The 23,074-nt window shown below is 39.1% G+C and carries 22 protein-coding genes and 2 tRNA genes; 11 read left to right on the top strand and 13 right to left on the bottom strand.

Features of this window, described 5'->3' with window-relative positions:
- Position 1 precedes the first annotated feature (1 nt).
- The 12 genes from I6F54_RS11825 to I6F54_RS11880 all read right to left on the bottom strand — a co-directional run bounded on the left by I6F54_RS11825 (position 2) and on the right by I6F54_RS11880 (position 11,696).
- Positions 2-74, bottom strand: a tRNA-Lys gene (locus I6F54_RS11825).
- Positions 75-300: 226 nt separating this feature from the next.
- The gene (gene ybgF, locus I6F54_RS11830; RefSeq protein ID WP_024590479.1) at positions 301-1,050 is read right to left on the bottom strand and encodes a tol-pal system protein YbgF; all 750 of its coding nucleotides are present in this window, start codon (positions 1,048-1,050) and stop codon (positions 301-303) included.
- Positions 1,051-1,063: 13 nt separating this feature from the next.
- The gene (pal, locus tag I6F54_RS11835) at positions 1,064-1,606 is read right to left on the bottom strand and encodes a peptidoglycan-associated lipoprotein Pal (protein WP_007580392.1); all 543 of its coding nucleotides are present in this window, start codon (positions 1,604-1,606) and stop codon (positions 1,064-1,066) included.
- Positions 1,607-1,640: 34 nt separating this feature from the next.
- On the bottom strand, positions 1,641-2,999 hold the full coding sequence (gene tolB, locus I6F54_RS11840) for a Tol-Pal system beta propeller repeat protein TolB (RefSeq protein WP_101163332.1): 1,359 nt from the start codon (positions 2,997-2,999) through the stop codon (positions 1,641-1,643).
- A gap of 9 nt (positions 3,000-3,008) precedes the next feature.
- The gene (gene tolA / locus I6F54_RS11845) at positions 3,009-3,935 is read right to left on the bottom strand and encodes a cell envelope integrity protein TolA (protein ID WP_007580388.1); all 927 of its coding nucleotides are present in this window, start codon (positions 3,933-3,935) and stop codon (positions 3,009-3,011) included.
- A gap of 4 nt (positions 3,936-3,939) precedes the next feature.
- The gene (gene tolR / locus I6F54_RS11850) at positions 3,940-4,368 is read right to left on the bottom strand and encodes a protein TolR (RefSeq protein WP_007580386.1); all 429 of its coding nucleotides are present in this window, start codon (positions 4,366-4,368) and stop codon (positions 3,940-3,942) included.
- Complete coding sequence (gene tolQ / locus I6F54_RS11855; protein ID WP_007580384.1) at positions 4,355-5,059, bottom strand: protein TolQ; 705 nt, start codon at positions 5,057-5,059, stop codon at positions 4,355-4,357. Before tolQ ends, tolR begins: the two co-directional genes overlap by 14 nt.
- Before the next feature lie 1,142 nt (positions 5,060-6,201).
- Positions 6,202-7,209 (bottom strand): Holliday junction branch migration DNA helicase RuvB, encoded by a 1,008-nt coding sequence (gene ruvB / locus I6F54_RS11860; RefSeq protein WP_007580382.1) that lies wholly within the window; start codon positions 7,207-7,209, stop codon positions 6,202-6,204.
- Between the two features lie 7 nt (positions 7,210-7,216).
- The gene (ruvA, locus tag I6F54_RS11865) at positions 7,217-7,834 is read right to left on the bottom strand and encodes a Holliday junction branch migration protein RuvA (RefSeq protein ID WP_002960647.1); all 618 of its coding nucleotides are present in this window, start codon (positions 7,832-7,834) and stop codon (positions 7,217-7,219) included.
- A 2-nt stretch (positions 7,835-7,836) separates the two neighbouring features.
- A complete protein-coding gene (gene ruvC / locus I6F54_RS11870) occupies positions 7,837-8,361 on the bottom strand; it encodes a crossover junction endodeoxyribonuclease RuvC (RefSeq protein WP_024612128.1) in 525 nt (174 codons plus the stop codon).
- 130 nt (positions 8,362-8,491) lie between these two features.
- Positions 8,492-10,993 carry an ABC transporter permease gene (locus I6F54_RS11875; RefSeq protein ID WP_197141498.1) on the bottom strand — a complete coding sequence of 834 codons (2,502 nt, stop codon included), beginning with the start codon at positions 10,991-10,993 and terminating at the stop codon, positions 8,492-8,494.
- Complete coding sequence (locus I6F54_RS11880) at positions 10,983-11,696, bottom strand: ABC transporter ATP-binding protein (protein WP_165728877.1); 714 nt, start codon at positions 11,694-11,696, stop codon at positions 10,983-10,985. The genes I6F54_RS11875 and I6F54_RS11880 overlap by 11 nt, the downstream gene beginning before the upstream one ends.
- Between I6F54_RS11880 and I6F54_RS11885 the strand changes: the two genes are divergently transcribed.
- The 3 genes from I6F54_RS11885 to I6F54_RS11895 all read left to right on the top strand — a co-directional run bounded on the left by I6F54_RS11885 (position 11,697) and on the right by I6F54_RS11895 (position 14,042).
- Positions 11,697-12,320, top strand: a complete 624-nt coding sequence (locus tag I6F54_RS11885; protein ID WP_197141500.1) for an arylesterase — start codon at positions 11,697-11,699, stop codon at positions 12,318-12,320.
- Between the two features lie 111 nt (positions 12,321-12,431).
- Positions 12,432-12,508: transfer RNA gene (locus I6F54_RS11890), tRNA-Pro, on the top strand.
- 157 nt (positions 12,509-12,665) lie between these two features.
- Positions 12,666-14,042, top strand: a complete 1,377-nt coding sequence (locus tag I6F54_RS11895; protein WP_197141502.1) for a tyrosine-type recombinase/integrase — start codon at positions 12,666-12,668, stop codon at positions 14,040-14,042.
- A gap of 78 nt (positions 14,043-14,120) precedes the next feature.
- Here the strand turns inward: I6F54_RS11895 and I6F54_RS11900 are convergent, their stop codons facing one another.
- Entirely contained in the window at positions 14,121-14,810 is a 690-nt protein-coding gene (locus tag I6F54_RS11900; RefSeq protein WP_197141504.1) for a hypothetical protein, read from the bottom strand.
- A 409-nt stretch (positions 14,811-15,219) separates the two neighbouring features.
- Here I6F54_RS11900 and I6F54_RS11905 point away from each other — a divergent pair, with 409 nt between their 5' ends.
- The 8 genes from I6F54_RS11905 to I6F54_RS11940 all read left to right on the top strand — a co-directional run bounded on the left by I6F54_RS11905 (position 15,220) and on the right by I6F54_RS11940 (position 22,993).
- Positions 15,220-15,789 (top strand): recombinase family protein, encoded by a 570-nt coding sequence (locus tag I6F54_RS11905; RefSeq protein WP_197141506.1) that lies wholly within the window; start codon positions 15,220-15,222, stop codon positions 15,787-15,789.
- A 979-nt stretch (positions 15,790-16,768) separates the two neighbouring features.
- Positions 16,769-16,954, top strand: coding sequence for a hypothetical protein (locus I6F54_RS11910; RefSeq protein ID WP_197141508.1), 186 nt, complete (start codon positions 16,769-16,771; stop codon positions 16,952-16,954).
- Positions 16,955-16,958: 4 nt separating this feature from the next.
- Positions 16,959-17,732, top strand: coding sequence for a hypothetical protein (locus I6F54_RS11915; RefSeq protein ID WP_197141510.1), 774 nt, complete (start codon positions 16,959-16,961; stop codon positions 17,730-17,732).
- Between the two features lie 26 nt (positions 17,733-17,758).
- On the top strand, positions 17,759-18,520 hold the full coding sequence (locus I6F54_RS11920; protein WP_197141512.1) for a hypothetical protein: 762 nt from the start codon (positions 17,759-17,761) through the stop codon (positions 18,518-18,520).
- A 143-nt stretch (positions 18,521-18,663) separates the two neighbouring features.
- Entirely contained in the window at positions 18,664-19,128 is a 465-nt protein-coding gene (locus I6F54_RS11925) for an RNase H family protein (protein ID WP_231617022.1), read from the top strand.
- A gap of 127 nt (positions 19,129-19,255) precedes the next feature.
- Positions 19,256-19,780 (top strand): hypothetical protein, encoded by a 525-nt coding sequence (locus I6F54_RS11930; RefSeq protein WP_197141514.1) that lies wholly within the window; start codon positions 19,256-19,258, stop codon positions 19,778-19,780.
- A 257-nt stretch (positions 19,781-20,037) separates the two neighbouring features.
- The gene (locus tag I6F54_RS11935) at positions 20,038-20,769 is read left to right on the top strand and encodes a hypothetical protein (RefSeq protein WP_197141516.1); all 732 of its coding nucleotides are present in this window, start codon (positions 20,038-20,040) and stop codon (positions 20,767-20,769) included.
- A 565-nt stretch (positions 20,770-21,334) separates the two neighbouring features.
- A complete protein-coding gene (locus I6F54_RS11940) occupies positions 21,335-22,993 on the top strand; it encodes an Hsp70 family protein (protein ID WP_197141518.1) in 1,659 nt (552 codons plus the stop codon).
- Positions 22,994-23,074 lie beyond the last annotated feature (81 nt).

Here is a 23,074-nt window from a genome sequence, read left to right on the forward strand (position 1 = left end):
GTGGGTTATGATGGATTTGAACCATCGACCAATTGATTAAAAGTCAACTGCTCTACCAACTGAGCTAATAACCCGCTCTTTTTGTCGCATTTCGAGTGGGGTAACCATTCGTTTGCTGCGGGCGCTTATAATACTTATTTATAAAATGAGTGCAACCGAAATTGTCTCTTTTTTTAAGTTTTTATGTCTAGATGCACAAAATTAAACCGTTTGTGCTCAAACTACATGCAAATCCAAGATTCTTCGAGAGTTTCCATGTAGTTTGCTCGCCCTAACTAGAAATTTAATCGCTAGTGAACTTTAGTTTCCTAAACGATCAGTTGCTAGTTTTGCAGCGGTTGTACTTGGGTATTGATTGATAAGATCGCTCAATATTTTTTGCGCTTGCGCCGCTGAACCTTGATCTTGTAAAAGTGTGCCTAACTTTAGCATCGCATCTGGGCGTTTATTAGAATTTGGAAATTCGTTCACAACGACTTTAAAGTGCTCTACTGCTTTTACACCATCATTTTTAATAGTAAGCAACTGCCCTAACCAATAATGCGCATTAGACGCATATACAGAATTTGGATAAGTAGTTAAAAACGTTTGAAATTCAGGAATCGCTTGGTCATAGCGTTTATCTTTCATTATTAACGCAACAGCGCGCTCATAGGCTTCGTTTTCAGATAAGTCACTGCTATAGGTCTGTGCATTGCTTTGTTGTGTGTAATCAGTTGCGGGAGCTGCTGCTGGCTGTGTATAAGCCTGGCTCACGCGGTTTTCAATTTCTTGATACAACTCACGCTGACGCTGCAGTACTTTTTCAAGCTTGTAGCTTTGCTCTTCGGTTACACCTCGAATTTGGCTTACTTCGTCTTGTAACAAGTTAAGCTGTTGCTGTAACTCAACTTGCAAAAAGTTACGCTGTTGCATCATATTCTCAAGCGACGCTAATCGCTTCTCAATACTTGATTGTGAACTCGCAGCTTCTGAAACAGGAGCGGGAGCAGCCATTAACTGGGTGCTCCCGCTCAATATCATGGCTGCCAAAATAATTTTCGGCTTCATAATATCTCTTATCTTAGTAAACTAGTACCGCACGGCGGTTTTTAGCGAAAGCTGATTCAGTGCGAGACTTAACCATTGGCTTCTCTTCACCGTAGCTTACCACTGACATTTGGCTAGCTGAAACACCTAAGCTTAATAAGTATTTTTCAACTGCTTGGCCACGGTGCTCACCTAATGCAATATTGTACTCTGGAGTACCGCGCTCATCTGCATGGCCTTCAATTAGTACTTTAACTGATGAGTTTTGAACTAAAAACTCAGCATGTGCACGAAGTAAGTCTGCGTACTTGCTTTCAACTGTCGCAGTATCAAAATCAAAGTATATTACTTGCTCTTGACGAAGTGCTTCGTACTTTTGACGAAGTTGTTCTTCTGCTTGTTGCTCAGGAGAAATTGTAGCAACTTCAACCGTATCAGTGTTAGTTGATTGCTCAACAACGCCTTGATTTGATTGGTTTGCAGCACCTTCATCAATATCTGAAGATGAGCTACAAGCTGCTAATGTCATTACTGGCACAGCAATTAGCAGGCCTTTAAGTATTTTGTTAAGTTTCATTGAGTAGATTCCTATTTTGAGTAAACCAGTAATATTACTGTAAGTATGGCGACCAAGCTGGTGCCTTTACTTGTCCGTCTAGCACAGGTAACCGTGCCTTAAAGCGGCCGTCCATCGATACTAGCGCAAGTACCTGTTTATTATTATGAAGCGTGCTATATATAATCATCGAACCATTTGGCGCTATGCTCGGTGATTCATCTAGGCGTGTTCTCGTTAATACTTGGAACGCGCCTGTAGCCAGCTCTTTCTTAGCAAGATGGTACTGCCCGTTGGTACGGTTAACCATCACTAATTCTTTTCCATCTGGTGTTATTGAACCAGCAAGATTCATATCACCATCAAAGGTGAGTCGCTGTGACCTACCAGTTTTTAAATTTAACTTATAAATCTGAGCATTACCACCCCTTTCAGATGTAAACACAATATCTTGACCATTAGGGTGCCAAGATGGCTCAGTATCTATGCTACGGTGATTTGTTAAGCGTGTTTCTTTACGTGTAGCTAGGTCAAGCATGTAAACTTCTGTTGCACCCGTCTTGTCCTTAGAAAGCACTAACAATAGCTTTTTACCATCTGGCGAAAACTGCGGTGCACCATTAATACCACGGTAGCTTGCTATTATTTCGCGTTTACCTGTGTATATATCTTGAATGTAAATTTGGCTTTGACGGTTTTCAAACGTTACATACGCTAACTTAGTACCATCTGGTGACCACGCTGGCGACATTAAAGGCTCTTTTGAGCGAAGTAATACTTGCTCATTAAATCCGTCATAATCTGCAACAACTAACTGATAAGGCTTATCATCATTATCACGTACTATTACATAGGCAATTTTAGTTAAAAATGCGCCTTTTTCACCAGTCAATCTTTCATAGATAACGTCACTGATTCGATGAGAGTAACGGCGAAAACCACTTTCACCAATAACACTTTCACGCGCTTCCAAAATATGATCTTGGCTTTTAACTAGCTTACCATTACTCATCATTTGTGTGTTGCCACCGGTAATTTGGCCGCGGATCACGTCAACTAACTCATAACGCACTAAGTAACGCCCATCAGTTTGCTGCTCAACTTCGCCCACTAATATCGCTTCCACACCTTTATTAACCCAAGATGCGTAATCAATTTCGCTATCTTTGGTTGGCTGTTGTGGCATTTGCGCTACATCTACAGGCTTAAATTTACCACTGCGCATTAAATCGGCAGCAATAACACTGCTTAATTTTTCAGGGATTGGGCCAACACCTTGGTACTTAAAAGGTACTATAGCAATGGGCCTTGCACCGTCTACACCCTCAGTTATTACAATTTCAAGTGCTGCATTAGCAACACCCACAAACCCAAACAGTAAAACTAAACAGGCTATTTTTATTTTGTTGAACATATCATTCCTTTAAAATTCTGGCTTGATTGTTAAATTAATATTCTTAAGTTGTTCGAATACGTCTTTATCTTTAGATACCGGTAATGTGTCGGCCATGCGCACTGCTCTTAATGCAGCTTCACATACCAACTTATCGCCACCTAATGATTTAACTTGCGTTACTAAACCATTAAAACCTAAACGAATATTTACTCGGCACTGTTGGTTTTTCATTTTTTCATCAATCAATAAGTTTTGCTGAATACGCGCCATAATTAATGCACGGTACTTATCAACTTCGCTTACCACTTGTTGTTGACGTATTTTACTACGGGCAGCCTGCTCTTTGGCAAGTTGCTCTTGTAACATTTGCTCTTGCATTGCTTGCTGGCGTTTACGTTCGGCCTCGGCTGCACGCTCTTTTGCTTCTTCTTCACGTTTTTTACGTTCAGCTTCTGCTTTTTTAAGTGCGTCTTCTTCGGTTTTACGCTTATCAGCAGCAGCTTTTGCTGCACTTTCAGCTTCTTGCTTTTGCTTTTCAGCTTGCTTAGCTTTAGCGCGCTCTTTTTGCTCAATGGCACGTGCTTTTTTAGCTTGTGCTTGCGCCTCGGCTGTTTCTTTTTCTTTAGCTTTACGTTCTTGCTCTAGCTTTTTAATATGCCTAGATTCAGATTCGCGTTGCTTACGTGCATTGGCTGCTCTGCGTTCTAAATCGCGGATACGTTTGTCTTCAGCACTTTTTTTATCTTTTTCTTTCTTTTGAAGTTCAGCAATTTTTTGCTCAACTTGTTTTTGATCAACTGTAACGGCTGATACTGCTTTATCTGGCGTAGGTATAGCCGAATTAAGCGTTACTTCCATTACTTTAGGTGCTGGCGGATGAATGTTTGCAGACGCATACAAAAAACCACCAATTCCTAAATGAAGTACTATCGATTTTACTACTGAACTATTCATACAGCTACTTCCCCTCAAAGGATTCAGTCATTAATCCTACTGATGGTACGCCTGCATTTTTCAAAAAATCCATTAGTAATAATACTTCTTGATACGACACCTTACCCGAGCCTTTAATCATAACTGGCACGTCAGGGTTTTTCATTAACTGTAATTTTATAACCGCAGCAACATCAAGTGCTTCCATAGGCTCTTCAGGATCAGTACCTACGCTTACATAATATTTACCCTCTGCATCAATTGAAGCAATAATGGGCGGAGTATCTTTAGTATCAACTAAATCAGACTCTTCCATTTTAGGTAAATCAACTTTTACACCGTGTGTAATAAGCGGTGCTGTTGCCATAAATATAATAAGTAATACCAACATTACATCAATGTAAGGTACTACATTAATTTCTGCGACCGGACGGCGCTTTTTACGCTGATACATTCGCTTGTGCCTCTATTTGTGTAGCTGCTTGACGGTGTAAAATATTAGCAAACTCTTCCATAAAGTTAATATAGTGAGACTCAAGCTTTTCAACACTGTTTGAAAAGCGGTTATAAGCAATAACGGCCGGAATTGCCGCGAATAAACCCATAGCAGTCGCAATAAGTGCCTCTGCTATACCGGGTGCTACCATTTGTAATGTAGCTTGCTTAACTTCACCTAGTGCAATAAAGGCATTCATAATACCCCAAACTGTACCAAACAAACCGATGTACGGACTAATAGAACCTACCGTTGCTAAAAACGATAAGCTAGATTCAATTTTTTCAATTTCACGAGAAAGCGCAACACGCATAGAACGATGCGTCCCTTCCATAACAATACTCGCACTTTGAAATGTATTCTTTTTATGACGAGCAAACTCTTTAAAGCCTGAAGTAAATAAGGCTTCAATACCTTGAGACTGACCGCTGCGTGACGATATTTCGTTATACAATTTACTTAGATCAATACCAGACCAAAATTTTTGCTCAAATTTCTTAGCATTTGATAGTGCATCTGATATTGCTTTTTTACGCTGAAATATAATTGTCCACGACATTACAGACATGGCAACTAGCCCTAACATCACTAACTGAACAAGCAAGCTTGCTTCTAAAATTAGGTCTAAAAAATTAAGCCCTGATCCCACGTTAAACTCCTAAGTAATTTCAAAATACGGCAAATTGGTTAATTTGTGTAAATATGACCGTTTATACGGTCAAAAGTTGCATCTAGTGTATCTAGTCCATTTCAAGCTGACAACGGTATTGCTATGAATAGGCAACAAAAAACGTTAAAAAACAGCTTTAGTTGGCATTTCCCTTTGCCTCAGTATTTTATTTAATCTTTTAAATAAACTCGCTAACTATAAATATGCGTAAATATATAAGTAAAACGTCATAAAATGCGCCGTTTATTCAAAATAAGAGCATAAACACTCAAAACCTATAAGCCTTACCTTCACGTAACAGTAAAACTAATACCGAGCCACATCAAAAGAAATAACTTAAGCCATAAATTTCATTAACTTATAAATTTAACGATTAATTAACGCGCAAGATTCAAACAACAATAAAATTCACCGAATTAGTTTTTCTAATCTGAAAATACAAATTTTCTAGTTTGAATAAAAAGGTGATCTTACGTATTATTCTCCCATACCGAACTAGCGCACTGAATGAGATAGTTTCATTAAGCCAAGTTCTTAGTAATAGGATATTTTATCGTATTACATTGTTTTACTCTTTCTGGATAAAACCAAATTCAGTAAAACGTAGTTCCCTGGATTACTTCCTTCAACTTGTTGTTTGCCCGCATTTTTTGCGGGCTTTTTTTTGCCTGCAATTTGGTGCGCTACATATTTTATACCAACCTGCATAAATCTTTGATCAATTTAACGAATTAAATTGCACTATAACGTCGTTAAAAATTTTTTATTTAGAACAACTAGATACAAAAACTTTTGCCTAGTTCTAGCGTAATTTTCTTAACGTTAAGTAGACCCCATATATAAGCAGATTGGTATTATTTATAAACTAATAATTGCCCTACCTATTTTACAATAAGTAATTCGGTTACTAGTTTGAATGGTACGCAGGATAGCTTCGCGAGTCTTAACGCCCTGTGAATTAACAGTTAACTATGAAGCGTATAAGTATTTTGAAATAACATTTGCAACAGTGTGCTGAGGTTTTGGGTAAAATACCAGCCGTATAAATATTTGAAAGAAAGGTATACTAAGTCAATTACCTGCTGCGCAATAAACCACAGCAAGTAATGTATATGATGAGGCTAGTCTTTTTTAGGAAGTAAACCAAAGTGATGATATGCACTGTCAGACACGATTCGACCACGCGGAGTACGCTGAATAAATCCTTGCTGAATTAAAAACGGCTCTATTACATCTTCTATTGTTTCACGCTCTTCACCAATAGCTGCAGCTACATTGTCGAGTCCTACTGGGCCGCCCATGAATTTTTCAATTATGGCGAGTAAATATTTGCGATCCATATAATCAAAACCACTTTTATCTACGTCAATCATATCAAGCGCTTGCTTAGCTACTTCGGCATTTACTGTACCGTCAGATTTTACCTGTGTGTAATCGCGTACACGGCGTAATAAACGGTTTGCAATACGTGGTGTACCGCGCGAGCGTTGTGCAATTTCGGTTGCGCCGTCGTCACACATTTCTAAACCAAGATAATGTGCAGAGCGCCCTACTATGTGCGACAAATCTTCTACAGAATAAAACTCTAATCGCTGCACAATACCAAAACGGTCACGTAGTGGCGATGTAAGTGAGCCTGCTCGCGTAGTGGCACCAATAAGCGTAAATGCAGGTAAGTCTAATTTAATAGAACGCGCAGCTGGGCCTTCACCAATCATTATATCAAGCTGGTAGTCTTCCATTGCTGGATACAGTATTTCTTCAACTTGCGGGCTTAGCCTGTGTATTTCATCGATAAACAGTACATCGCCTTCTTCTAAATTAGTAAGTAACGCAGCTAAATCGCCTGCTTTTTCAAGTACAGGGCCGGATGTTGTTTTAATACTTACGTGTAATTCGTTAGCAACGATATTTGCAAGCGTGGTTTTACCAAGCCCTGGTGGGCCAAATATTAATAAATGATCGAGCGCTTCACCACGGGTTCGGGCAGCTTCAATAAAAATTTCCATTTGCTGCTTAACATGAGGCTGGCCTCTGTAGTCGGCTAAAAGTTTAGGCCTTATTGCACGATCTATAGAGTCTTCATTTGTTTTTTCAGTCGCATCAATTAAGCGATCCGCTTCAATCATGGGTTACTCACAACATTGATTTTAAAGATTCTCTAATAAGAACCTCAGTAGACATATCGGGTTTGCTTATCGATTTTACTGCTTTTTGGGCTTGTGGCAATTTATAACCTAATGCAAGCAGTGCCGATACGGCATCATCGGCTGCGTTATTAGCTATTGTCGCATCGCTCATTGGCTCTATTACTGCGCTGTCGCTAAATGGCGTAAATAAATCATTACCCCAATCTTTTAATCTGTCTTTCATTTCGAGTACTAAACGCTCTGCTGTTTTTTTACCTACACCCGGTAATTTAACAAGCGACGTTGAGTCTTCGTTATTTACACAGCTTACAAATTGCTTTGCCGACATGCCCGATAAAATAGCTAAGCCAAGTTTTGGCCCAACGCCATTTGCTTTTAATAGCTCTCTAAACAAGGCGCGTTCTACTTTATTATTAAAACCAAATAATAGCTGAGCATCTTCACGCACTACAAAGTGGGTGTAAACAATCGCGTTTTCACCAATTTTTGGTAAATCGTAAAAACAGGTCATTGGCATTTGTACTTCGTAACCGACACCACTTACTTCGAGTAATATTTCTGGTGGCTGTTTTTCGACTAAAATACCATTTAAGCGGCCTATCATAGTTATTTCCTTAAACGTCCTCTAACGATTTTGCTTGCGCTACCCGCTAGTTTAATTAAATTTTGTTCTGAGTGAGCGTGGCAAATCGCAATAGCAAGTGCATCAGCTGCATCGGCCTGTGGCGTACCTGGTAGTTTTAAAATATTTTTTACCATGTGTTGCACTTGAGTTTTATCAGCGCCACCGTTACCTACTACTGCTTGCTTAATTTGCCTAGCTGAATATTCAAATACGGGCAAGTCGGCCATTGCAGCGCCAACAATAGCAGCGCCTCTAGCTTGGCCAAGCTTTAAAGCAGAATCGGGGTTATGCGCCATAAATACTTTTTCAATGGCAAAGGTTTCTGGCGAAAACTGCTCAATAAGCTGTGTAATGCCTTGATAGATCATTTTAAGCCTAACCGGAAAAGGATGATCGGCTAACTTAATACAACCACTGCCTAAGTATGTAAATTTAGAACCTTGGTGGGCAACAACGCCATATCCGGTCAAACGTGAACCAGGATCGATCCCTAAAATAATGGCCAAACAGCACTCCATTGTTATTATTTTTAAATTACGCTAATAATGCCAGAGCACTGTATAAATTACCAGTACAAAGAAAAACAAAAATGCCCACGTGTTAGGTGGGCATTTGAAGGAGCATGTTAGTTTAAGCTTACCCTAGGGCACGCACTAATCCTTGGGTATTTTGTTTAAGTGTTCGGGCAATCATTAAATAGCCTAAACCAGCCACAAATACACCGCCAGCTACCGGACCAATAATCCATATATGCGGATGTAACTTACCTGCTAAATCAAACATTTGTTGCTGCACAATTAAAAGCGCTATATCACTAAAAAATGCAGCAACTAAGCCAGCTAAACCGCCGAGTAATAAAAACTCGTACAAGGTCGCGTTTTTAATTAATCGGCTTTTAGCGCCAAGTGTTCGCAGTATTACAATTTCTTGCATACGCTCACCTAAACTAGCTTGCACTTGCGATATAAGTACAAGCGCACCACACAGCACAACAATTGCAAGTACAAAGCCAATGGCGAGTGATACTTGCGAAATAGTTGTTTGTATTTGCTTAACAAAGTTATCAATATCAATCGCTGTAATAGTAGGGTAAGTACGCAATAACTGGCTAAAATCACGCTTTTGTTCTGGGTTTATACGTACCGACGAAATATACGTTGCCGGAAAATCTGCAAGTACATCTGGGCTTAAAATAATAAAAAAGTTAGGTTTAAGCGTGGCCCAATTAACTTTGCGCACACTGGTGATTTTAGCGTCGAACGACTGCGAACCAATTAAAAATGTAAGCGTATCGCCTATCTCAACATCTAAACGCTCAAGCATCGACTCCTCTACTGAGGCTTCGGCTGTTGCATTTTCACCAAACCACGCGCCTTGTGTTACTTCGTTTTGATCTGGTACATCTTTAAGCCATGTAAGGTTTAGCTCACGGCCAATACCTGCACGTGCTTCTTCGTCTTTTTTCTCGTTGTCTTGCAGCGATACAGAACGCGCAACCAACTCGCCGTTTACCGCATTTACGCGCCCACGAATAGTTGGATAAAACTCCGATACCTGAATATCTTTTTGTGCCAAATATTCATTAATTGGCCCAAGCTCATTTTGCGTTATATTAACTAAAAATGCATTAGGCGCATCGTTTGGTAGTTGCGACTGCCAATCAGATATCATATCGTTTTTAAGTACCACTAAAAACAGCAGTAATTTAATCGCTAACGAAAAGCTAATTAACTGCACTGCATTTACGTTTGCACGTTTTTGAATAGACGCAATTGCAAGCGACCAACTATTACCCGGTTTTAAGCCAAGCTTTCGGCCGCCACCAAATATTAATTTAGATACTAAAAACAACACACCAATTAGCGCAAGTGTTGAGGCAAACAAAATAAGCGTTATTTTTATGTTGTTACTAAATAACCACATTAATAAAAACACGGTTAGCGCACTCATGCCTAAATGCACACGGCTTACTGCTAACTTGTCGCCTAAGTTGCGACGTAGCACTCTAAGCGGTGGAATATCAAATAAATCAAACAACGGTTTAATAGAAAACATAACAGCACAAATTACGCCAGTGCTTATAGCCACCAGCCAAGGTTTAAAGCCACCTAAAGGTAGCTCTGTGCCCATACTTTTTGATAAGTAACTTGTTGCTATTTCTTGCAAGCCATAACCAATTAACAGCCCAATACTTACCGCCATTGCACATACAAGCAATAAATGAAGCATGTATATTTTGCGGATCATTGAGCGGCTACCGCCTAGCGTTTTCATCATCGCTACTGGATCGTATTGGCGTTCACAATAACGTTTTGCTGAAACGGCTATAGCCACTGCGGCTAAAATAATACCTAATAGGCCGGCAAGTAATAAAAAGCTCTCTGCGCGGTTTAAGCTGTTTGAAATAGGTGATTGGCGGTCTTTAACGCCGTACCATTGCTGGTTTTCTTTTATTTGTGGTTTAAGCCACTCATAAAAGCTATTTATGTCAGCCTCACTACCAGCATAAAGTTGGCGGTAATAAACCCGGCTACCCGGTTGCACAACTTCAGTTTTTGCCACATCGTCAATATTAATAAGCACACGACGACTGCTTGAAAATACATTAAATGGCGCATCGGGCTCTTCTACAATAACCTTTGAAACATTAAATAATGCAGCGCCAAGTTCTACTTGCGCACCTATATCAATATTTAAACTGTAAAATACCGACTCACTTAGCCACACATTACCAGGCGCTGGACCGCTACTGGCAACTTTAGTCTCACCCGTTAGGGTATCTTTAACTTTTAACTGCCCTTTGAGCGGATACGCATTAGACGCTGCTTTTACTGAGCTAAACTGCATTTCGTCATTGGCAAATAACATAGTGTCGAAATACACCATTTGTGCCGTTTTTAAATTTTGGCTTTGTGCTTGAGTAATAAAGGCCGTATCAAGCACATGATCACTGGCAAGAACGCGATCTGCAGCAATAAAAGCACTGCTTTTTTGTGCAATACTTTGCCCTATTCGCTCAGTAACCATCGACAGTGTAAGCACGGTTAACACAGCAAGTGCGATAGCCGCGCTTATAACGGTTAACTCACCACGGCGAAATTCTCGCGAAAATAACTTAAGCGCTAACTTAACCCACATCGGCAACGTCCTCTACTTCGCTTTTTACCAGTAAACCCGCTTCTATTTGAATAATATGCTCACATTTTTGTGCAAGCCCTTCATCGTGAGTAACTAAAATAAGCGTAGTGCCATGTTGAGTGTTTAAATCAAATAATAAGGATTCAATCATTTTACCGTTTTTGCTGTCTAAGTTAGCCGAAGGCTCATCAGCAAACAGTATTTTAGGTGTACCAATAAATGCTCGCGCAATAGCAACACGTTGTTGCTCACCGCCAGAGAGTTGCGACGGGTAATGATCAATTCGATGGCTCAAACCTACTTTTTCAAGCAAAGCAATTGCTTGCTCTTTCGCATCACTTTCGCCAGCAAGCTCTGCAGGTAACATAACGTTTTCAAGTGCCGTTAAGCTTTGTACTAACATAAATGACTGGAACACAAATCCAATTTTAGCCGCGCGCAGTGCAGCACGCTCTTCTTCATCTAAATTGTGTAATGGCTCGCCATCTAAAAATATTTCACCGCTGCTTGCTGTATCAAGCCCTGCTAATAAACTGAGTAACGTTGATTTACCAGAGCCCGACGTGCCAACAATAGCAACAGACTCGCCATGCTTGACATTAAAGCTGATGTCGCTGAGGATGGGTAGCTCACCTTCAAAGGTAGAGACTACTTTAGACAAACCATTAACTTGAATTATATTTAATTGAGAAAGCGCTGACATATGACTCATTCAATCCTTCGTTTAGTATTCATTTTATTTTTAGTTATCAATCCGCTGAGTGCAGCAGCCAACAACACGATTTTAATACTCGGTGACAGTTTAAGTGCAGCCTACGGACTTCAACAAGAAGAAGGCTGGGTAAAATTGTTACAAGATAAATACGATGACGAACAAACCGACATAGAACTTATCAACGCCAGTATTAGTGGCGAAACATCTGGAGGCGCCCTACGTCGTTTAGATGCATTGCTTGAGCAATACGAACCCACTCATGTACTTATTGAGCTAGGTGCTAATGACGGTTTACGTGGTTTCCCAGTTAAAAAAATGCAAGCTAACTTAACGTCTCTTATTCAAAAAAGCCAAGCAGCTAATGCGATGACCGCCTTAATGGAGATTTACATTCCCCCTAATTACGGTCCGCGTTATAGCAAAATGTTTACAGACACTTTTACAGACGTTAGCAAAGAAACAAATGCGCATTTAATGAACTTTTTTATGCTAGATATTGCCAGCCAATCTGATCTAATGCAAAACGATAGTTTACACCCTAACAAAAAAGCCCAGCCATTAATACGAGATGAGATGTATGACTCGATCAAAAAGTGGTTAAATAAAGACTAGCCAATTAATACACCGCAAGAGAGCTATTTTATGCCTCTTGCGTAATAAACATCCAAACAAACAATCGCTTATTGATTTTTAAAAAAATACACGTACTATTGCATACAAAGTCGGTATGTGGCGCAGCTTGGTAGCGCACTGTCATGGGGTGGCAGGGGTCGAGAGTTCGAATCTCTCCATACCGACCATTCTTCCACACCCCCTTATAGGCTTGACTTTCAAGCGTTTTCCTCTAAAAATATCCATAAATTAACGAACTAAATAACACCGCTAGGTCACTTTCTGGGTCACCTTCTGGGTCACTTTTAGTTTCAATTGTTCCTGATTTTAACAATGGTTATGGCAATGGATAAGAAGTATCTAAAAAGAGCATCATCTGGCTTATGGATGTATCGTAGAAAGACTCCTGTATTACTCAAAGACAAATATGAGTCTAACTATATCCAGTACACCCTAAGCACTCACAGCTACCACGAAGCAATCCTAAAACGTAACTCTATAAATGCTGACATTGACATGGAGTTAGCTAACACTAAGCGTGGAGATAATAGCGACAAAGCCAAGTTTTACTCTTACTACCCGTCATGGAGAAAAGAACGACTAGAGCGTGAAGGTGAAGTAGTTAAAGATGCTGATTATCATCCAATGGAAGAAGCTGACCTTGAAGTTATCATTGAGAAACCTGAAGACAAAACTAACCCAGCTGTACACGCTGCATGGAGAGCTGCAATGTCTGGCGAGATACCTGAACAGTTCCAACCAACTATTACAGAAATAGCTGAAGAATGGACTGCCTTTGCTGAGGATAAGAAGAACGCTAAGTACGTGTCGGCTATGGCTACATACGTTAAGGCACTCATAGCCTTCTTAGGCCGTGACGAGTTACCATCTAACGTAAGCTCAGGACAAGCTCAGTTATTTATTGATGCGTTATTAGCAGCTGGGAAATCGTCAAACACTGTCACTCACTACAAGTCTAAACTTCAAGAGCTATGGCGCTGGGCTTTAACACGTGAAAAGGCCACAGGAGAAAACCCATGGCTGAACACTAAGGTTGAAGCTAGCAAGAAGAAAAGTAAGCCCCTGCACTACCGTAACTTCACTGACTCTGAGTTAGCTAAAATACTTTCAAGTACAGAGTACGATAAGCTAAATACGCCTACATGGGCTTACCCTTATGCAATGCACATGCTGCCAAGGCTATTGCCATTCTTAGGCACAAGACTTAGTGAGCTTGCGCTGGCTAAGACCGAGCAGTTCGTTGAAGTTGGTGGTCGTTTATTCTTTGAAGTAAGAGAAGGTAAAACAGTTAACGCACAGCGTATTGTACCTGTGTGCCCTACTATTCAGCCCTTGGTTAAGGATGCTATAAGTAAAGCTGCTGGTTCACCTTGGCTGTTTCCTGAGATTGGTAATGCTGCTATTGGCGCTAACGAAGCAGTTAACAGTATCTCTTCTAAGTTTGGCAAGTTAACTAAGGGCTTTGACAAAGTTGAAGGCTACAAGACTGGCTTGCACTCGTTTAGGGGTCACTTTGCTACGGCACTGGAGCAGATAGGCTGTCCTGAAGAAATAGCTACGAAGCTAGCAGGACACAAACAGCTATCCTTAACGTATAATCTTTACAGTAAATACAAGAACAAGGATGAGCTGTGGCAATATGTCGAGAAGATTCACGAAGCTGATTGCCTGAAGGTAATAGCTGTGCAAACTGGTTTATAAGATAGTGGCACCATGTGAATGAGTTATTGGTAAACTAGTGATTAGCATTAAAAATTCATGTGGTATCACTCGCTATCATTAGGTTATTAACGAAGTTTTGCATGAATCGGATGTTAGCTCCAAAAGTAATTCGCCCGTATTTTCGTCATGTATAAAAATTGGCGGACAATCAGAGATGATATCCCTAAAACCCCCTTCATAAATTAGCTTCTGGGGCTGTACTTCCTTAGGGGTACAATTACCTACTAAGAACCTAAACTCTCTTTGATACGCATAAGCAGTGCTTTTACAGGTGCAATCCCAGTCAAACCTATTGTCAGAATAGCTCACTTTTTTATATTCAGCATTGAGTTCTGTTACTGACTTAACCCTATTTAAAAAACGATCAAAATCTTTTTCTAGTATTACAAGATATAGCTTACCGAACTCTTTTCGCATTCGATTAATATCCTGTACTACGTTTATATACTCGCTATCATTTGACGGTGAGGACAATTCAAACCAACTATGCAGCCAACGATCTTTTTGAGAGTCTGAGTACATTGTTGAATCTGTAATTTCAGCTAAGTGAACACCGTTTACTTCTAAAGTCGCCCCTTGCCCATCGCGAGATGACCTATACGAATGAGAGCAGGATTCATTTATGTCACTGACACCAGCGGCTTCTTCTTGGCGGTAAAATTCAGGAGTATTGCACCAGAACATTCCATTTAAAAAACTATCGACAATATTTCGATCTTTAAAAAATTTAATAATAACCTTTTGCATACTCAATCTGTCCTTAAATGGATTTATCACCAATGGATAATAACCCAAAAAGTTTTACCACAAAAATCTAAGAGGCCAAATCGACAATGATAAAGCCTCGCTTCCCCCCCTTAGCCCCCATGAAGGACTAACTCTATCCTAGCATATTCATTTACCAGCATTTTATTTGCTTAGCAATCAGCTTAAGCCTCAAGGCATGAAGGTTGGCAATAGTGGTGTTTATAAATCAAACAGCTTAGCGACCTCATGGTTAACTTTAAGCTGTACTGAATACGGTATAGGCTAAACGATACAGTCACATGAGTACATTTTGTTAGCTTAAAGTGTATCGAAAAGACTTGATTTTTAATTTTAAGTACACAATAATTAAATGGTCTTAGAGTTAAATCGATACGGTTTAGGAGTCAATATGTCTAATCATTCACTTCAAGGTAAGCAAATTGGTTATATTCGAGTAAGCACTGTTGAGCAAAATACAGCTAGGCAATTGGATGGTGTAAAGCTTGATAAGGTATTTATTGATAAATGTTCAGGTAAAGATAGAGAAAGGCCTGAGTTAAAAGCATTAATCAGTTTTATACGTGAGGGTGATACTATTCATGTGCATGATATTAGTCGTATGGCAAGAAATATAGCTGACCTACAGAGTCTAATCGAGACCATAAACAGCCTTGGATGCACTGTTAGATTCCACAAGGAAGGCTTAACGTTCACTGGTAGTAGCTCAGACCCAATGCAAAAGTTAATGCTTCAGATGCTTGGAGCTGTCTACGAGTTTGAAAGAGAAATGTTACTTGAGCGTCAACGTGAAGGTATTGAGAAAGCTAAAGCTGCTGGTAAGTTTAAGGGCAGAAAGAGGTCTGTAGATAGACAGAAAGTTATCGACGCGCTTAACAGTGGTTTAAGCATTCGTAAGGTGGCTAGTGAGCTTTCAATTGCTCCGTCTACTGTACAGTTAATTAAGAAAGAAATGACTTAATTTAGTTACTATCACTTAGTTTCATATTGACTTTTATAGAAGGCTCTCAGCGTTATTTTAAGATCGATTCCTTTGTGGTTGGTACGTTCATATTCCTTAGAAATAAAAAGCTTGTTAGAAGATCGCAGAGAGGCTTCTTAGCGTTATTCTTTGGGAGGTTTGACGTATCTTGTTGATGAGTTGAGGTCTTCAGAATTTAACTTAGCTCCCCTTGAGTGTTAACTGTTATATTAGTTTTTCCTAATGTTCTGTAGGCCTTGTTATATAAGGCTTTGCGACTCCCTGACTTAAGGATAATAGGTAAGCTATACATATTTTCCATAGGACATCACAGAGATAAACACTCGGTCACTAACTCTGTGGTGGTGAGCATTAGCTCAGGGGCAAGTGACCAGTCAACCAAACTCAAGTCCAACGCTAAGACAAAGCTATATAGGTAATTTGAATGGTTCCCTCTTACTTACTCACTTAATTGTGGGGGGTAAGGGGGGCAACTCTAAGTCATCAAATCTAAGTCCAACACCTATATCTCTTAGTCTTCTTTAAGATTGTCTTAACACTCTAATTAAATAAATATAAGAATAATTAGATATAACAACTAATAGGCTAACACCAAGAAAGACTTAAAGTTACATTAAGTTGTACTTAAGGACTATCACTTACATAAAACATATACCTGTATTATTAAATTAATCTATCAATGATTAACTACAGGTGCTTAGGCTCACTCTTCTCTTATCAATTAACTTGTATCAGCCTAAGCCTAAGTGTTGGCTCAGTATTGCCTCTGAGTATCAGTTAATAATTATCATATTCTTCATTCAAAGAAGTTCCTCCAAGCAGAGAATAGGCCTGTGTATTCTATTAGTGACAACTCACAGGCTAACTCTTATAAACCTAATAACCTTAAGCATTGCTAAAAGATTCCTTTGGCTGTGCTTAAATATTTTTCTAAAAAACCACTTTAAAGGAGATACTAATGACCACTAGAACAAAACCATATAAAACCATAGCGAACGCAAGCATTCGTGTTGACCTTACTGAGGCAAACTTAAAGATGCTGAAGAAATATCAAGGTAAACTTCAAGAAACGCGAGGTCATAAAGCTTCAGCAGGAGCAATTATAAATGAATGTTTATACAAATATTTATTAAGCGAGGTATAAGGCTGTGTCATCTACTACATGTAAAGTGTGGGGATGCTCAAGGCCATTACACAACTTAAAGTACTCTTCATACTGTAAGCGTCACAAAGAACTAGCTCACTATAATGGGCATCCTACATTCACTCCACCAGCACTTAATCGTAAATATGCCTGTTACGACCAAGATTTAGCTCTTGGTTTTAACGCTGGTAAACGCTGGTACAAAGAGGCTGACTTATCCAACTACGAAAAAGCCTTTGAATCACTTTTAGATGACGCTGAGAATCTAAAAGAACTATCACAGCATCGTAGGCTTGGTGATTTACCTATTAAGCAGCAATTACTGTATCTACTAAAACAGTCAGTTGAACGCAAAGGTAGGCAAGAAACAATGAGACGTTGGGTATGCATGTATCTATCGGCTATCAATAAAGAAAAGCTCTTCCCTAACAGAAAGACTTTAGCTGTATTTGTATGTCGTAAAAGCTTTATTCGTCGCTCTCGAATGCCTGAACACAAGACACATAAAGGTAACTTTAAGGGCTATAGGTTAAATGCAAACAGAGCCTTGAAGATGCTAGAAATCCTTGAACCCATTCTCAACTTAGCGTTTATCTCAGCCAATAACATGGCGCTTTGGTATCGCTATTATTACAACCATCTTAATTTAGCTAAAGCTAGACAAGAATATTATGACGCTAAGCGGAATGCTAATGAGCCACTTAGCCATATAGGAGCTTATGCGCGTCTACGTACTCTTGAATCAATAACTAACAAATATCTTAATCCAACCACTTGAATAATTAAACTTATAGGAGCAAATCGATGAATGAAGAATTAACTACACAACCAGCAGACCAATTAATCAGTAAGCTAATCGACCGTACAAATGCTCTTGAAGCTATCTGTATCGACCTATTAACTAAAACTGGTTATAGCGCTGCACAATCAAGAATAGTCTTTGATAACTATCAAATAAAATACACTCAAGAAGCAGTAGATAAGCGTGAGGCTGAGACTAAAGCTAAAGAACTAAAGAATAATTATAGCACTGCTGTAGCTGAGTTTAAGGAGGTCGCTAAGTCTAACTACTGGACTCAAGTATTTATGAGCAAAAAAGAGGTAAGCAGCCATTTAGACGTTATATGGTCACAAGCTATTGAAGGCTTAGAGTTACCTGAAGGAGCTAAACGACCTCTCTATGAAGTCCCTGAGCCAAGTATAGATATGCTTATTGAAAGACGTAAAGAGCTTATACGTTCTATCGAGAGCAATAACAAAACGCTATTAGATGAGACTATCAAACACTGTGAACAATCAATTATTGATGTAACTAAAAGCCTTGAGAAGTACCGTGACTCTGAGATAGCAAAACTACGTAAAGATGTTGATAAAAGCCCTTCAGAACGAAGTAAATCAATTAAAGAACTTGAAGATGATGTAGCACAACGCATACGTAAAAACTTAGTTGAACAGAGGCGTCGTATTACATCAAGTAAGGTCTCGTTAGCTCGTCTTGAGTCAGACCAAGACCAACTTAAAGATGTCAATAAGATGCTAGGCAATGTTCTATCAGCAACTAAGTAATTAGATAATTTAATGTACTAAATAGCTTCTGTAAGATCGAATAAGACGACTTTGAAGACCTCATAAGGCTCATCTATTGGTTGTCTTTGATAGGGTTTTACAGAAGCTTACATGAACTTACTTTAATAGAGGAATTAATAGTTATGAATGAAGATAATACACTAAAAATGATATACACAGATGGAGCTGCCCCTAACAATCAGGCTGGCTGTAAGCATGGTGGTATTGGCGTTGCTGTTTATAGTTCTAATGGTGAGCTTATAGACACCTTTAAGTCACGAGTTGAGCCTGAAGATGGAAGCACTACAACCAATGTTCGTTGTGAAATGTTAGCACTAATTAAAGGGTTAGAGCTTAGCAATGGCTGTGATGTTATCCATACAGATAACCAAATGATTAGCAAAGGCTACAACGAATGGCTTGACGGTTGGAAAGCTAAAGGCTGGAAGAATGCCAGTAAGAAGCCAGTAGCTAATAAGGACTTATGGTTGCTTATTGATGACCTCAAGCAGTCTAAGCCGAGTGTTATCGTTACATGGGTAAAAGGCCATAGTGGTATCGAAGGCAATGAGCTTGCTGATAGCTTAGCGAGTGAAGCTGCTGCTTAACCACAAATTAAACTGACTCCCTGACTTAAGCAGAATACTTTTTATTTGGAGGAAATTAATTATGAACAAACAACTAACTGTAACATTCAACAACAAGACTATTGAACTACCTTTGACACCTTACGGCATGTATGACCTTAATGATTTATGGAGAGCATTTATAGCGCCACATGACCTTAAAGGAAACAAACGGCCTAGTGAGTGGCGTAACAAGCAGAGAGATGAACTAAACATTACTGATGATGTGATGGTGACTAAATACGTAGTCAGTAAAGAACGAGTTAACTGGACTACTCTAGGCACGAAGAAAGGTCTTCTGTGTTATGCGGCTTGGCTTAACAGTGATTTATTAATGGCTGTAGTTGAGGCATTCGATAAGATGAACATTGAGTCTGTACCTAGTCAATCGGCTGGACAACTAGTTGATGCCGCAAGAGCTAACCTAGAAGAACTCGATGAACTAATTACCAGTAAGACACACTACACATTTAAAGCACCTCATACACCTGATATTACAATAGAGGATAAACAAATCTATGAAGACTCTATTCATTTCAGTGCTGTAATTAGGGCTGCACTTGCAATACTAGATGGGCAAGTGTGTAGTTATTCGTTTGATGAGTTCCACGGCTTACTAGAGCAGGCGGCTTGACCACCTTTTTGAAAGCGGAAACTTTCTAGCTATTGAAAAATCCAGAGCATAAATGGCCGTGGGGCAATTCACTTGGGCAACACTTAAAGCACTCTAAACCTCACCAAACAAACACGCATTAAGCGATCTGTACGATCTTCTGAGAAGACTTTAAGCCTAACTCTAAGTTATCCCATCACCAAACAATAACACGATCTTATATCACCTCTCAGGAGGTCACTAATTAAATTATATTAATCAATGATAAGGAGGACTTTATGTCAATTCATTACGATGAACTATGCCCTATAACACAACAACAAGTAGCTCAACTATTAGAGCATGAAGAACACCTTGAAGAAGCTAACAATGAATACGCAGTGACAGACATTAAGACAGCTCAAGGTAAGCCTGTACAGTTTGAAGACATACAACCAGACACCTTGATTACTGTAAATGGTATCACTGGACAAGTAGACCACATGATTGAAGCAGGCTTAGTAAGCAAGTCTATTTATGCTGGTAACTTTGAAGACTACCTTGAAGACGCTGACGCAATGTTTGAACCTGAAGAAGCTGATGAAGCCTACGATAGCCCTGACGCTTATCTTATAGACGATGCTGAGACAATGAATACAGCAGCACAGATTGAAGACGTATTAGGTTCATCAGTTACGAGTAGCGTTGTATCAGATGTTTTAGCAGGGAATACTTTATCTGTTGAAGCTCTCAATGATTTAAGTGAAAGCTATGGAGTATCACCTGAACGTGCTCAAAAAGAGATAGAGCAGCTGACCGATAACCTCATGGATAGCTTTGAGGATTATCTTCAAGAGCAGCATCGAGGCATTGATGTAAACCACTTGTCTGATTGGGTAGCTTACGCTGTAAATAAAGACGCTAAGGTTAAGCAACTATACCAGCAAGCCGTAACAGGAGCGCTTAATGGTGACTTAGGGTATTCATCTGAACTTGTAGATGCCTATAAGCAGTTCTATAGATTATTTTAGCCTCTTAGTTTTGGTTGATTATTGAGCTGGGTAATTAGTTTAATAAAATATTTTTAAAATAATTCCAGCTTAAAATCTGGGTCACCTTTAAGGTCACTTTTAGGGTCACAAATTCAAACTAAGCTTATGATTAAAGACCTACAGAGGGTCATTTACTGCACTGTCATGGGGTGGCAGGGGTCGAGAGTTCGAATCTCTCCATACCGACCAATTAACTCCTTTTTAAACAACAACCCTCGTTAATCAAAACCTAACCATCAGTAAACTTTACTTCCAGCAATTCGATAATACTGTATATCTACTTCATATTTTTTTATTATTAATCTTAATACCAACCTGTTTACACTGCACCACTGTGTCTTGTTTTAAAGACCTCTTACTCTCACCAAAAACGTTATCTATTTTAATAAAATAAAGTTAAGCGTATAATTTTCAATCAAATATTAATAATAGGTTTTTAATTAAACTGTACAATGATATCGGTGCGAAACTAAGTTGAATTTAAGGTTCTGTATTAAGTAACTTAGCATAGCGATGATTTAAGTCATTCTGTAAGGGAAATAAAATGAAGATAGGGATAGATCTCGGTACAACTCATAGCGTAGTTGGAATTTGGCAAGATAACGCCGTTAAGCTAATTCCAGATATGGAGGGCAATGTGCTCGTCCCTTCAATTGTTGGCTTGTCGGAAGACAATTATATTCTTGTAGGCCAAGCCGCTAGGGATCGATTAGCAACACACCCTGCACATACCATTTCAGAATTTAAACGTTTTATGGGCACTGATAAAACCTTTTCATTGGGCGAACAAAATTATAGCGCAACGGAATTATCGGCCATTTTATTAAAAAGCCTAAAAGAGCAAGCTGAACATTATTTGCAAGAGCCAATAACTGAAGCCGTTATTTCGGTACCTGCCTATTTTAACAATAAACAACGCCAAGCAACGCAACAAGCTGCTTTGCTTGCAGGTTTAAAAGTTGAGCGATTACTTAATGAACCTACAGCCGCTGCACTCGCTTATGGGCTCGATAATAAAGACTGTGAGCAAACTTACTTAGTACTGGACCTTGGTGGCGGTACATTTGATGTGTCGGTTATTGAGGTGTTTAACGATATTTTTGAAATACACGCCTCAGCAGGTGATAACTACTTAGGCGGTAACGACTTTACTAACGTAATTGAAGAAGACCTTTATAAGAAGAACGATTTATACAGAGGTTTTTTCTCAGATAGTGAAAACCGTAATATTTGGTCTTTGTGTGAGCGCTTAAAGTGCCAATTAACTAACGAGCCAGTAGCGAGTTTTAACTTTGAATATAAAGAAAAAACATACCCATATACTCTCACGCTCGAAGATTACCGTGCATTGTGTAGCGAGTTAATAGAACGTATTAAGTTTCCTATTAACCGTGCTATGTCTGACGCCGATTTAACACTTGAAGACGTTGATGGGCTTATTCTTGTTGGTGGCGCTACACGTATGCCTATTTTTCAGCAGCAAATTAGTCGTGTATTTTCACGTATACCACAAACTCAATATAACCCTGACCATGCTATTGCTACCGGTGCTGCAATACAGGCAGGTATGAGTGCACGTGATAAAGAATTAAAAGATGTAATAATGACTGATGTTTGCCCATTCACTTTAGGAGTTGAGGTAAATAATAAACATGGTCAGTCTGAGTTTTTACCTATTATAGAGCGTAACGCAACTATTCCCGTAAGTGAAACTTGTTCTGTTTATTCAGCTCACCCTGAACAAGAAAAAGTACTTATTAAAATTTATCAAGGTGAACATTACCTCCCTAAAGATAATGTATTTTTAGGTGATTTAGAAATAGAGCTTGAGCCGTTAAATATAGTACAAGAGTTATATTTAACTTATACCTACGATCTGAATGGTGTACTTGAGGTTGAAGTGACTAATGTTGCAAGTGGCAAAAAATACCGTACTTATGTAGGTGAAAATGAAGAAAGCCTGAGTGAAAGTGAATTGCGTGAACGTTTTGCACGACTTAACGCACTTAAGGTTTTGCCTAAAGATAAACTGGTAAATACTGCATTTAAAGCAAAATTAGAGCGCTTGTTTCAAGAAAACCTAGGCGATAAAAGGCGTGAAATTGGTGAGGCGATTGGTCAATTTATGGAAGTATTGGAAACACACGATAACCACAAAATAGAACGTATGATCGAAAATATAAAGCGCTATCTTAGTTATTAAAATTAGCTATTAAAGTTAGTTATTAAAGTTAACTAATAAAAAATAGTTTCAGTTAAAAAATTACATGCATTAAATAAAGAG

The sequence above is a fragment of the Pseudoalteromonas sp. SWXJZ10B genome (assembly GCF_015864475.1).
Taxonomy (GTDB): domain Bacteria; phylum Pseudomonadota; class Gammaproteobacteria; order Enterobacterales; family Alteromonadaceae; genus Pseudoalteromonas; species Pseudoalteromonas arctica.

Coding starts and splice junctions, on each gene's coding strand:
- ybgF (WP_024590479.1), bottom strand. CDS start 1,050: ATGAAGCCGAAAATTATTTTGGCAGCCATGATATTGAGCGGGAGCACC.
- pal (WP_007580392.1), bottom strand. CDS start 1,606: ATGAAACTTAACAAAATACTTAAAGGCCTGCTAATTGCTGTGCCAGTA.
- tolB (WP_101163332.1), bottom strand. CDS start 2,999: ATGTTCAACAAAATAAAAATAGCCTGTTTAGTTTTACTGTTTGGGTTT.
- tolA (WP_007580388.1), bottom strand. CDS start 3,935: ATGAATAGTTCAGTAGTAAAATCGATAGTACTTCATTTAGGAATTGGT.
- tolR (WP_007580386.1), bottom strand. CDS start 4,368: ATGTATCAGCGTAAAAAGCGCCGTCCGGTCGCAGAAATTAATGTAGTA.
- ruvB (WP_007580382.1), bottom strand. CDS start 7,209: ATGATTGAAGCGGATCGCTTAATTGATGCGACTGAAAAAACAAATGAA.
- ruvA (WP_002960647.1), bottom strand. CDS start 7,834: ATGATAGGCCGCTTAAATGGTATTTTAGTCGAAAAACAGCCACCAGAA.
- I6F54_RS11875 (WP_197141498.1), bottom strand. CDS start 10,993: ATGTGGGTTAAGTTAGCGCTTAAGTTATTTTCGCGAGAATTTCGCCGT.
- I6F54_RS11880 (WP_165728877.1), bottom strand. CDS start 11,696: ATGTCAGCGCTTTCTCAATTAAATATAATTCAAGTTAATGGTTTGTCT.
- I6F54_RS11885 (WP_197141500.1), top strand. CDS start 11,697: ATGACTCATTCAATCCTTCGTTTAGTATTCATTTTATTTTTAGTTATC.
- I6F54_RS11895 (WP_197141502.1), top strand. CDS start 12,666: ATGGATAAGAAGTATCTAAAAAGAGCATCATCTGGCTTATGGATGTAT.
- I6F54_RS11900 (WP_197141504.1), bottom strand. CDS start 14,810: ATGCAAAAGGTTATTATTAAATTTTTTAAAGATCGAAATATTGTCGAT.
- I6F54_RS11905 (WP_197141506.1), top strand. CDS start 15,220: ATGTCTAATCATTCACTTCAAGGTAAGCAAATTGGTTATATTCGAGTA.
- I6F54_RS11910 (WP_197141508.1), top strand. CDS start 16,769: ATGACCACTAGAACAAAACCATATAAAACCATAGCGAACGCAAGCATT.
- I6F54_RS11920 (WP_197141512.1), top strand. CDS start 17,759: ATGAATGAAGAATTAACTACACAACCAGCAGACCAATTAATCAGTAAG.
- I6F54_RS11925 (WP_231617022.1), top strand. CDS start 18,664: ATGAATGAAGATAATACACTAAAAATGATATACACAGATGGAGCTGCC.
- I6F54_RS11930 (WP_197141514.1), top strand. CDS start 19,256: ATGTATGACCTTAATGATTTATGGAGAGCATTTATAGCGCCACATGAC.
- I6F54_RS11935 (WP_197141516.1), top strand. CDS start 20,038: ATGTCAATTCATTACGATGAACTATGCCCTATAACACAACAACAAGTA.
- I6F54_RS11940 (WP_197141518.1), top strand. CDS start 21,335: ATGAAGATAGGGATAGATCTCGGTACAACTCATAGCGTAGTTGGAATT.